Annotated in this window: 12 protein-coding genes; 8 read left to right on the top strand and 4 right to left on the bottom strand. The window is 49.7% G+C overall.

Annotated elements, in window-relative coordinates; translation table 11 throughout:
- The coding region (locus tag HOJ95_18020; protein ID MBT6396592.1) for a hypothetical protein at nucleotides 1-360 on the bottom strand (360 nt) is incomplete at its 3' end.
- A gap of 411 nt (nucleotides 361-771) precedes the next feature.
- Here HOJ95_18020 and HOJ95_18015 point away from each other — a divergent pair.
- Nucleotides 772-1,050: a hypothetical protein gene (locus HOJ95_18015; protein MBT6396591.1), complete on the top strand. Its 279-nt coding sequence runs from the start codon at nucleotides 772-774 to the stop codon at nucleotides 1,048-1,050.
- 67 nt (nucleotides 1,051-1,117) lie between these two features.
- Here HOJ95_18015 and HOJ95_18010 read toward each other — a convergent pair whose 3' ends face one another.
- Nucleotides 1,118-1,804 carry a helix-turn-helix transcriptional regulator gene (locus tag HOJ95_18010; protein ID MBT6396590.1) on the bottom strand — a complete coding sequence of 229 codons (687 nt, stop codon included), beginning with the start codon at nucleotides 1,802-1,804 and terminating at the stop codon, nucleotides 1,118-1,120.
- A gap of 282 nt (nucleotides 1,805-2,086) precedes the next feature.
- Between HOJ95_18010 and HOJ95_18005 the strand changes: the two genes are divergently transcribed.
- Together HOJ95_18005 and HOJ95_18000 are read left to right on the top strand one after the other, a co-directional pair.
- Nucleotides 2,087-3,256 carry an acyl-CoA dehydrogenase gene (locus HOJ95_18005; GenBank protein MBT6396589.1) on the top strand — a complete coding sequence of 390 codons (1,170 nt, stop codon included), beginning with the start codon at nucleotides 2,087-2,089 and terminating at the stop codon, nucleotides 3,254-3,256.
- A 183-nt stretch (nucleotides 3,257-3,439) separates the two neighbouring features.
- Nucleotides 3,440-4,258, top strand: coding sequence for a class I SAM-dependent methyltransferase (locus HOJ95_18000; GenBank protein MBT6396588.1), 819 nt, complete (start codon nucleotides 3,440-3,442; stop codon nucleotides 4,256-4,258).
- A 27-nt stretch (nucleotides 4,259-4,285) separates the two neighbouring features.
- On the opposite strand, the gene HOJ95_17995 is transcribed toward HOJ95_18000, so the two are convergent.
- Nucleotides 4,286-4,498, bottom strand: coding sequence for a hypothetical protein (locus HOJ95_17995; protein MBT6396587.1), 213 nt, complete (start codon nucleotides 4,496-4,498; stop codon nucleotides 4,286-4,288).
- 483 nt (nucleotides 4,499-4,981) lie between these two features.
- On the opposite strand from HOJ95_17995, the gene HOJ95_17990 reads away from it, so the two are divergent.
- Nucleotides 4,982-5,986: an HD domain-containing protein gene (locus HOJ95_17990; protein ID MBT6396586.1), complete on the top strand. Its 1,005-nt coding sequence runs from the start codon at nucleotides 4,982-4,984 to the stop codon at nucleotides 5,984-5,986.
- A 410-nt stretch (nucleotides 5,987-6,396) separates the two neighbouring features.
- Nucleotides 6,397-6,684, top strand: coding sequence for a hypothetical protein (locus tag HOJ95_17985; protein ID MBT6396585.1), 288 nt, complete (start codon nucleotides 6,397-6,399; stop codon nucleotides 6,682-6,684).
- Between the two features lie 128 nt (nucleotides 6,685-6,812).
- Here the strand turns inward: HOJ95_17985 and HOJ95_17980 are convergent, their stop codons facing one another.
- Entirely contained in the window at nucleotides 6,813-7,601 is a 789-nt protein-coding gene (locus tag HOJ95_17980) for a DUF218 domain-containing protein (protein ID MBT6396584.1), read from the bottom strand.
- Nucleotides 7,602-7,726: 125 nt separating this feature from the next.
- Here HOJ95_17980 and HOJ95_17975 point away from each other — a divergent pair, with 125 nt between their 5' ends.
- From HOJ95_17975 to HOJ95_17965, 3 genes are all read left to right on the top strand, one after another.
- A complete protein-coding gene (locus HOJ95_17975; GenBank protein ID MBT6396583.1) occupies nucleotides 7,727-8,425 on the top strand; it encodes a response regulator in 699 nt (232 codons plus the stop codon).
- 29 nt (nucleotides 8,426-8,454) lie between these two features.
- Nucleotides 8,455-10,284, top strand: coding sequence for a hypothetical protein (locus tag HOJ95_17970; protein MBT6396582.1), 1,830 nt, complete (start codon nucleotides 8,455-8,457; stop codon nucleotides 10,282-10,284).
- Nucleotides 10,285-10,498: 214 nt separating this feature from the next.
- A complete protein-coding gene (locus HOJ95_17965; GenBank protein ID MBT6396581.1) occupies nucleotides 10,499-11,173 on the top strand; it encodes a TIGR00153 family protein in 675 nt (224 codons plus the stop codon).
- Nucleotides 11,174-11,178: the final 5 nt, after the last annotated feature.

Genomic DNA, 11,178 nt, shown 5'->3' with positions numbered 1-11,178 from the left:
TATCTTGTTCACCAGTGTCCCGTCATCGAGGTAGACGTAGTATCTGGCTTGTCCATAGGCGTCCACTAGTTTTTTGTCAACTTCGAGTTGAACCTCGTTGCCCTCGAGCAGTTTTTTGAGGAACTCGAAGGATTCTTTTCCCCCGCGTGCTCTTTTGGAGGGAGCTGAGACGCCGATGAGCGCTCCCCTTAGGCCACCCCCCACCTGAAAGCTATAGCCGTCGAACACCCTGCTGATTCGGGCGGGCAGACGCTTGTGCGTGGTAGGAGCTGCCTCGGCTGGCTCAGGGCCATGAAATATCGTCAGCGCGAATATCAATAATGCTCCGGCGATGACCGAAGCAGCTGCTCGGGGTCTCAATTTCCTAATCTCCCGATGGGATGGATAAGATGCACTTCAAGGTGGGTATAATTGCACGAATCGGGCAAGAATCAAGGACGATTTTTAGTGGGCGGCGGACTTTTAGGGAAGAAGGGATATGTTTCTCAAGTTTTCCATGCTCGCAACCACCCATGCAGAGGGCCAGCCGGAAGGGGCAAAATTAGGTCTGGAGGGGGGAAAATTGTTCTGGCGCGTACGCTCTGTGGAATGATGGAAAAATGTAAGTCGTTGATATTTAAAGGATAATATTCCTGTCCGCCTGGCATGGCACGTGCAATATCCCTTGTTGATCGAGATATTCTGGTCTCGGGCGCAATCAAGGTGAGCCGTGCTCCCAGACCTGGAATCCCGCTCATCGTACATGGTTTTCTTATAAGGGGAGAGATTGAGATGAGCTACAAACGTCAATGCCAAATTTTCAGGACAATTTTTTCGGTCCTAATTCTAATAATTTCGCTGGCGGCGCCTGCCGCCTGGACGCATGCTCAGGCTGCTGGCAAGAGAATCGCCCCCTCGTACATCCCCCAAAAGAGACTTCCTAAGCAGGTGCGTTATCACCAGGCACCTGCTTACAACAAATCAGCCAGGAACAACCGTCGTCTAGTAACCAAGACGCGGCGGGCAGGCCGTCAGCTCAGGCGCACGGGCTCTGCCTACGAGGACAACTAGCCGAATCCTTTCGCTGGGCGGACTTGTGTTTATGGGTCCGGTCCTCGCATCGTCCAGCCTGTAAATTTTACTTGGAGGGTTGGGCGAAAAAACTCAGGCCTATCCATCGAGGGAAACTTTTTCGAAGTTCGGATGAGCCTTCGAGTTTTAATTTTCCTGATATCAAAGCCTCTTTGATTTCGAGCGTTCCCATCCATACGCGTGTCATCGTTTGATTGTCTGCAATTACGTTCAAATCGATATCGTGGCCAGGATCTTTTAAGCATAAATCGATTTCGTCCCCATCTTTAACAAACCACCAATATTTCTTGTTCTTGGGCACGCCAGAGATCTGAAAAAAGATTACGACGCGCTTGGAAGGCAGATGCTCTGTCTTGATGCCTCTGCGAACGTCCCACATCAAAAGACCAGGATCGAGATCGTCCCCTTTCATTTCACTGCGTGCAAAACGGTCTCCCCAATAACCCAACATTTCAATGATGGGACGAAGTGATTCACCTGCTTCAGTAAGAAGGTATTCTCCGCCTCGAATGTCCGGGGAGGAGCGTCGCTCGACAATGCCGGCCCATTCGAGTTCCTTTAAGCGTTGCGACAAAAGCGAGGGGGACATCAGGGGGACGCCTCGGCGGAGATCATTGAAGCGGTGGCTTCCGCACAGTAGTTCACGTAACACCAAGGGTGTCCACCGCTCAGCAACAATTTCGGATGCTTTTGCCACAGGGCAAAATTGTCCGTACCCCTTCTTTTTAGCCATGCCGGGAATATATCACACCTGCAATTTTATTATGAGTACATATTTTGTACTTGTTTCGTTGTCTGTGCGAATGCAACCTTAGTGTTAAAGGAGAGAGAGGGGCTTGAGGAGGCGCCATAATGTAAATCATTGATATTGAAAGGCATGTGGGTTTTGGGTGTGAGATTTTAGTAGTACATATTTTGTACTTTTATTTACTCTTGCCGTAATGCAGATTGATTTCAACGAAGAGTTGTTACTACAAACTAAAGGAGAGATGTTATGACAGAGGCGGTGATGGAAATGAAAACCGAAAAAAGGGGTGTCGTGGTGAGAAAGATTAAAGGGTTGGAGGAGTGGATAGCGATTGTCCATGAATTGGGCCCGAAATTCGCGGAGCGAGCTATAGAACACGACAATAATGACACTTTTGTGATGGACAATTATCGAGATCTGAAAGAGAAGAAATTTTTTTCGGCGGCGATTCCGGCGGAACTTGGCGGCGGTGGTTTGACGCATGGGGAGATGTGTAGCGTTCTTCGTGAACTGGCGGGGCATTGCGGCTCGACGGCATTGACGTTGTCGATGAGTCAGCATCTCATTGCGGCAGCCGTTTGGAAATATCGGCGAGGGCAGCCAGGAAAAGAAATGCTCGAGAAAGTTGCGGCGAACGAGTTGATTCTCATTAGCACAGGCGCCAACGATTGGCTGGCTTCGAATGGAACGATGAAAAGGGTTGATGGCGGCTACCTGGTTTCGGCCAAGAAGACTTTCGCCAGTGGTTGTTTGGCGGGCGATGTTTTGGTCACGAGTGCCGTCTTTGATGATAAGGACGAGGGTTCGCAAGTATTGCATTTTTCGGTGCCTTTCTCGGCCGATGGGCTATCCATTGCAGAGAATTGGAAGGTACTTGGTATGCGCGGGACGGGATCGCACACGGTTGTACTTGAAGACGTGTTTGTCCCTGAGGAGGCAATTGTTATGAAACGGCCGAGCAGCACTTTCCATCCCGTGTGGAATGTTGTTCTCACGGTTGCGATGCCGCTAATAACATCGGTGTACGTTGGAATAGCTGAAAAGGCTGTTGATATTGTACGAAAAAATGCAGCGAGGAAAATAAATGACCCTGTCGCACCATATATCTTAGGGGAAATGGAAAACGCACTCACCACGGCGCAAATGGCGCAGCAGGGGATGGTCGAGATTGCCAATAATCTTGATTTCGAGCCAGAAAATGAAAATGCCAATGAAATTTTGAAGAGAAAAACGATTGCCGGGAAGGCTGTACTTGAAACGGTGGAAAAAGCTGTCGAATCCTCCGGGGGATTTGGATTTCTTCGGTCGGTTGTACTTGAGCGGCTCCTGAGGGATGTGCATGCGTTTCAGTTCCATCCGCTTTCGGAAAAGAGGCAGCTACTTTTTACCGGACGAATTGCCCTGGGTCTTGATCCATCCGTAAATAAAATCGAATAGCTAGCTCACTGTGCCAACCATCAAGTTTCGGTTTCAAAATTAGCAACTCTTATCCGGCTGGATCTGTCAGTAATTTATCGTTCTCTGATTTGTGTGTAGAGCGCCTGCTTCTGCGACTAGTACATGAATGAGTCTGTCTTAATTTTAGGGAAAATTACACAGACATAAGGGAGAAGAAATCCTATGAGCGAAATGACACTGGAAATGGAAACGTTGAAGTCCCGTCTGAAAGCAACATGGAATGCAGGAAACTATGGAACGATCGCCAGGGATCTTGAAAGTAGCGCCGCCGAGTTCTTGGGACGTATTTCTTTCGAGCATGGTGAATGTTTGCTGGATGTCGCCTGCGGCACAGGGCAAATCGCTTTCCCGGCAGTGAGAGCAGGTGCCGTGGCGACTGGTATCGATATTGCGTCTAACTCGATAGAGCAGGCGCGGATTCGCGCTCAAGAAGAGGGCTTGAATATCCGCTTTGACGAGGGAGATGCCGAGGACATGCCTTACGGCGATGTCTCGTTCGATCTCGTCATTTCTCTCATCGGCGCGATGTTTGCGCCCCGGCCCGAAAGAGTGGTTGCCGAGATGCTTCGGGTCTGCCGATCGGATGGCCGGGTCATCATGGGAAACTGGACGCCCGAGGGTTTTATCGGTCAGATGTTCAAGTTGGTCGGTAAATACGTCCCGCCGCCTTCTCTCATGCCTTCGCCCCTAATGTGGGGTGATGAAACAATCGTTCGCGAGCGGCTCAAGATGGGCGTGAAGAACCTGCGGGTGACGAAATGGATGTATCCGTTCCAGTATCCCTACCAGCCGCGGGAAGTCGTGAAAGCCTATGCCACCTATTTCGGGCCAACAAACCGAGCGCTCGCGGTGCTCGATGAAGAGGGGCAAGAGGCGCTGTGTAACGACTTGGAGAAACTCTGGGCCGAACACAACATGGCTACAGACGGCACGACATTCGTTGAGGCCGAAATTCTGGAGGTTGTCGCGGTCCGGGAGTAATTCTGGCGGTGAATGAAATCAAATAGTTCAATCGAAAAATGAATCCAATTTCCAGTGAATCTGCGAGGGAGAAAATGATATGTTGCCAGGAAAGCTGCGTGCGAAATTATTTGAGAAAATGTCCATCAAGACCATGCGATTTGTAAGCTCAGTGCCGGCAAGGAGGCTAAAGGGCTTGTTGCCCGAGCCTATGAGATGATTGCCGAGGACTTTTTCATCAACGGGTCTCTCACTAGCCATTCACGGGTTCCGGAGTTGTTGGCTGGCGTATGGATGGGTGGGCGCGAGACCATACTCGTTACAGATCGTTTGGGGCGAACCACAAAAGAGGCGATGACTGCCGTTTTATCTCAAACGAATGAATGCCCTTATTGCGGCGATATGTTGGTGAGCCTGGTGTATGGGGCCGGTAGAGGATTTTTGTTTCGGCCAAATAGTTCTTGAGATAGAGGATAGTTCTTGGGCGGGAGAATTGTTCTAAAGTCGGGGGCTAGCTCTTGAGCGAGAGGCTAGTTCTTGAGCGGGAGGATCTTGTTTTCACGATATCTAAATTAAAATTATGAAAATAATTAATGAGCGGCATGTTGCAGTGATACCCAAGCGCTCCTCCCTCCCCGTCTGTTGACGCGGACGGCTGATTGATGGAATTTCTAGGGAAACAGGATTTTCTTAGATTTTGTAGCCGTTGCTCTTTCACATGGAGACCCGGCTACGGGAGGTTGTATGCCGACAGTATCAGAACTCAAGGAAGAAGAACGATTCGACAGTTATTTTCGTGTTCGCCAATTTGACGAGCGCGAAACGCGAAACGGTAAAAAATATCTCGATCTTTTGCTTGAAGACCGAACCGCCTCGATTTCAGGAAAAGTATGGGAAATCGATGAGCAAGTCGTTGGCGTCATCGAAAGTGGGGATTTTGTGAAGGTGCGGGCGGCTGTCGAGTCATATAAGGGGATTCTTCAACTCAGGGTACTGAAAATAAGGAAGGTCAATGATGAGGATTTCGAAGAGGGATTTCGCATTGAGGATTGTGTTGAGCAAACACCTTTTGATATCGATTCGATGTGGGAGGAAATAAGAGAGACGGCCCTGAGCTGCCATCCTCTGGTCGCTGAATTCCTCCTATCCATTTTCGAGCAATATGAAGATAAAATTAGGGAATGGCCAGCCGCCCAGCGCATACACCATTCCTACCTTGGCGGGCTTCTTGAACATACTCTCTCCGTGACCAAAACTTGTATATATCTTACTGAAAAATACGAGATATCTAGAGATTTACTCCTTTGTGGAGCGATGCTTCACGATATAGGAAAACTCGATGAGCTATCCACGAGTGGTGGGTTCGATTATACCGATTCGGGTAGGCTAATTGGGCATGTCGTTTTGGGAAGGGATATTGTTCGCGATAATGCAAAAGCGTACGGAAAACTTCCTAGTGACTTTTGTTTACATCTAGAGCATCTCATTCTTGCCCATCAGGGGCAGCTCGATTGGGGTACCGTGAAGGTGCCGATGACACCCGAGGCATTATTGCTTCATTATGCAGATGATATCGATGCAAAATTCAACCTGATGAAACGCACCATAAATCAAGATAGTGGTGACACGTCATTTACGGGCTGGAATTCAATCATGCAACGAGCACTCTATAAAGAGCGGCCCTATCTTCCTTCTCATGAAACCCTAGATAGTGATTCTCCCTCCCAGCAAGACCCTCTTTTGCCCTAGATTTAGCGCGTAGATACTAGGAATTTGCTACCTGATTGTTTAGGGGGGGTAGTTTGTATGCCCCAATTTTCTTGTTTGACAGCAACATGGCGCTCATAGGAAAGGGCGCTTGTGTCAATTTTACATAACATATTGATAATAATGCATTTGTTCGATTCCATCCTTAAAAGTTCGTTAATTTAGATGTCGAAATTCTGACGGCTAGGTGCGCTCAGAAGAGTGAATAGAAATCCTTTTTAACTTGTATGGTCAATTATATCAATAGTTTATGTGTAATTTTTCTTCCGGGGCCATTTCGGCATGGGGGTTGCATTTATTCGAGTTAACACCCGGGCCCGTTGGTGCTCGGGGGGACTCTAAAATGTGGATTTCGCCTAATTAAGTGGTCTATTCGATGAGGTAGATAAAAAATGTCTAAAAACTCCGTGATGATCAAGCAATGTGGCTACTGCTTTCGTATCTTGGGTGATGATGGTGTTTATCACAATATCGGGCTTGCCGATCCTGTTGTGCAGCTACGCGTAGCCCCGCCAAAGACGAGTGAAGTCGCCGTTTCACATGGTATTTGCTCTGATTGCTTTCAGGTGATGATTGCACCTGCAGACAAAGAAATAGAGGGTAATGGTCTCCTTAAAGAGAAGCCTGCCCGTGTTGAGAAAACCACCCCGTCGACAAAAGCGGCATCGGTGCGTGGCTAAATTTTACTAATGCCATGAGAATTAAACACACACACGAGTGGCTCAAGCCGCAATAAGGCGGCTGTTTGCCCCATCCCAAAATGTTCGCCCGAATTTCGGTGCGATGGGTATCGAGATTCCCCCCAATTTCACTCGATATCGCCTCGAAGTTTCGCCCAGCTGAGCCCCAGATACTCATAAAAAGCAGCCCGCGTCTTCTCCATTGCTCCCGCCGAGGGAAAATACCTAAGCAGGATAGGCAACCTGCTTTTCGCAATACGGTGGTCTGTTGGCGCGGGAATAGGGCGCATCTTCTCTTTTCTGAATAAAGCCATCGCCCTTGGCATGTGCGATGCGGAAGTCACCAAAAAAAATCTTTCAGCCCCAACTAATTTTTTTATATTCATCGCCTGAGCACGCGTATCCCACGAAATATCATCTGTTCTCAAAGAGCCTTTTTCCACGCCCAGAGCCATGGCCATGTCATGCATACCCATGGCCTCGGAACGCCCTCCGTATAGCGCGCCGCCGGATAAAATTAATTTCACATTCCGCATGCGACGTTGAAGGCGTATGCCCTCGGTGAGCCGGTGCAAGCTGGCTGAAGAGAGCCTCGATGACAGCGGCAGAGCCGGATCCGGGTTGTAGCCTCCTCCTAAAACGACTATCCACCGCGGCCTGGCTCCTTCGCCGAGTTTTGAAATTGTTTTCTCAAGGTCCAAGACAGCAGGATATTTAGACTCAAGAGGCAGCAGCAAAGCATCGCCAACCGTATTCTGGGTTGTAAGTATAAATAACAGCGCCGCACACCCGAGGAAGATCCTGCCCAGCATTCGCCTCCGGGTAAAGAATCTGAAAAAAAGACCCATGGATAGAAGGCCGAAAATGATGGATGCAGGAAAAAGTGTCGCGGCAACGAATTTTCTCAAAAAAAACATCTAGCTTTATCCTTTGCACGAAATCATCTTGGGTCGAATTCGAAAACCCCGAACGAGAAATTATTTATTTCCTTGGCGATTAATACCAATAGACCTATGATGCATTTGATCTCAAGGAAGGACAAATGACCCAGAAAATTCTCATTATAGAAGATGAAGCCGATATTCGTGAACTGCTGGCCTATAACCTTGCGGCCGAGGGTTTTGAGGTGGAGGAGGCGAGTACGGGTGCGGATGCCCTGGAAGCGATTCGGGAGCGAAAACATGATCTGTTGCTTCTCGATTTAATGCTTCCGGATGTATCGGGTCTCGATATTTGTCGCACAGTCCGCCAGAGCCTCGAGCTTCGGGATTTGCCCATCATCATGGTCACGGCTCGGGGGGGAGAGATGGACCGCATCGTCGGACTTGAACTCGGTGCGGATGATTATGTCGTCAAGCCCTTTAGTGTTCGTGAGGTCATATTGCGGGTGAAGTCGGTCCTGAATCGCTCGGAGGGCAAAGAGGTGTCAGGCCAGAGCAAGATAATTCACCATGGTGTGTTGGAGATAAATTTTGAGCGCCATGAGGTCATTGTGGAAAATAAACAATGTATTCTAACGGCAACTGAATTTAAGTTGCTCCAGAAGTTGATCTCGCGCGTAGGGGTGGTCCATAGCCGCGATGTTCTTCTTGACGCCGTATGGGGGCTTGATGCATTCGTCACCCAACGAACAGTGGATACGCACATTCGCCGCCTTCGAGACAAACTTGGTCCGGCTGCGCTGATGATTGAGACGATCAGAGGCGTGGGATACCGATTTGTTCCCTCATCGGGCAAGTAAAGCTACGTTCATCGAAAAGAGAGATTGAAATGAGATGGCCGCTTCGATGGAAATTGATTTCAAGCTATCTTGTCGTGATCGCTTTCTTATGGTCGGGCGGTTTGGCATATCTTCAGTTTGGTTTGCGGGCCCAGCTTGAGGAACAACTTGCCGATGGGTTGATTCGAAATGCGCGTCTCGCGCTTGAGACGCTCAAGGCCTCCCGTATTGGAAAAGCACAAGATCCTCATAAAGCATTGCGGGAAACGGCGCGGCGAATTGGTGGCGCCTTGGCTCTTAGGGCCACCATCATCGCTCCTGATGGTCGAGTTCTGGGGGATTCGGCGCTTTTGGACGCTCAAATCGCCAGTATCGAAAATCATGCTTCCCGCCCGGAAGTTATCTCTGCTCGCAGGGATGGTATCGGAAAAATTGTTCGTCGCAGTGAAACGGTTGGTAGTGCTCTCCTCTACTTAGCGCTTCCCATAACTGAAGAGCCCGTCAAGGGTGGTGTTATACGTTTGGCGATGCGGGTTTCTGACGTGGAGAACGTTGCGGATGAGATGCGAAGGCTGCTCTATATCGCGGGTGGGGCTGCTCTTGTTTTAGCGCTGGTCGTCAGTTTTGGCGCCGGTAAAATTGCGGAGCGGGTGTTTCAACAGCTCAACGATTCCGTTAGCGCAGTTATGCGGGGTGATTTCAGCTTCCGAACGCGCTCGACGCGCTCGGACGAGGTGGGAGAATTTTCACGAGCGATGGATGGTCTTTTAGGTGAGGTGGAGGAGCGCCTTGAGGACCTTCGCCGCGAGCGGGATCGCTTCGGGGCTATCCTTTACGGGATGAGCGAGGGTGTGATGGTCACCGACTCCGAGGGGCGAATTGCATTGGTGAATAATGCATTGCGAAATATTTTCCCGGCGTTGCCGTTAATTCGGGAGGATATTCCGACGCCGCTCTCGACCCTTAGGGCGGTGCAGGTCGAGCAAGCCGTTTTAGAAGCCCTCTCGGGTGAGGAAGTTGTTCTTGAGCGTGAGGTGGAGGTTAGCGGACCTCCCGGAAAGACGCTGGTCCTGCATGCCGGAAAATTTGGAGACAAGAGCCGTCCTCGACTGATAGTGGTATTTTATGATGTTACGCAGATCCGGCAGCTAGAATCTGTTCGAAGGGATTTCACAACCAACGTCTCTCATGAATTGAGAACCCCGCTTACGGCTATTCGGGCGGCGGCGGAGACTCTTCAAACATCGGCACAGGCCGATCCCGATGCGGTGGTGCGATTTGCGTCCACAATTGCCAGGCATTGCCACCGTCTTGAGGCCCTGGTGGATGATTTGCTCGAATTGGGGAGAATCGAATCGAAACAGGAACATATCCGACCTGAGATAACCTCGCTGGGGATACCTGTTCTGGCCGCTCAGAGGGTTCTTGAGCAACTCTTCGAGGACAAGCGGGTGAAACTTAAGGTGGATATTTCTCCGGATAACGAACAAGTATGGGGCGATCCGTCGGCTCTTGAGAGAATATTCATAAATTTGCTTGAAAATTCACTGAACCATAGCCCGCCGGAATCGGAAATTACTATCAACGCTCATGTGGCGGACGATAATTGGGTCAAGGTCAAAGTGGTGGATCAGGGCGAGGGAATCGCACCAGAGTATCTTTCCCGGATATTTGAGCGTTTCTACCGTGTGGACCCCTCTCGCTCACGTGAGCGGGGAGGAACAGGTCTGGGCCTGGCCATCGTTAAGCATCTGGTCCAGGGAATGGGTGGCGAGATACGGGTGGAAAGCGAACCCGGTCGGGGGTCTATCTTCGAGTTAAGACTGCAGCGCATACAGGGCGATACGCCTCGACTTAGCAGTTCGGCTGAAGAGATATAAATTTTTTGGTATTTTTTTTAAAAAAATTCCCGATTGTCATTAAAATGTAACATAAGGGGGGTATCTTCCCTTTTGTTGGTTGCCTGATAGCCTATGGGTTTTAGGCCCGGCGCAGGTGGCGCCGGATGCTTTAATTGACAACCTGGAGTGCAGGGCATTTAATGTCCCTACAGCTATTAACTTAGGCAGATGCCGTAAAACTGGAGTTTAGAGAATGCGTGCTATCGTTCAGTTGTTCACCAAGTCGCCCTTTGGCGCCCTGCAACAGCATATGACGGCCTCGAATGAGTGTGTCGATCAGGTTCGCCCCATGTTCGAGGCTATGCTCGAAGGCGATGAGAATAATCTCGCGGCAATCGCCAAGGAAATCTCCAAGATCGAACATCGTGCCGATGAGATAAAGAACGAAATCAGGGATTCGCTTCCGCGTAGTATTTTTCTCCCCGTTGATCGGGCTGATTTGCTCAGTGTTCTCTCGCAGCAAGACAGCATTCCAGACACGGTGGAGGATATTGCTTTCCTCTTGACTGTGCGCCGAACGCATTTGCCGCAGTCATGGAAAGAGCCTCTCCTCACTTATGTGGATAAATGTGTCGAAACCTTCCGTACCTCCTTTGAGGTGATGTCCTCGCTTGAGGGGCTTCTTGAGGTGGGACTTGCTGGCCCGGAGGCTGATGATGTGCTCGCCAAAATCGATACCGTTGGCCAACTCGAATGGGGCGCCGATAAAGCCCAGTTTGAGATGCTCCGCTTGATGTTCGATATGGAAGATGACTTAAAGCCCGTTGATCTTTTCTGGTGGTCTAAAATTTTTAGGGAAGTGGGCGATATCGCCAACTACTCGGAGAAAACCGTCGATCGAATCCGCCTGATGCTCTACAAAAAATAAACGTC

The organism is Nitrospinaceae bacterium (assembly GCA_018669005.1).
Lineage (GTDB): Bacteria > UBA8248 > UBA8248 > UBA8248 > UBA8248 > UBA8248.
Note: the sequence above shows the minus strand (reverse complement) of the source record. Positions and strands in the feature narration are given on the sequence as shown.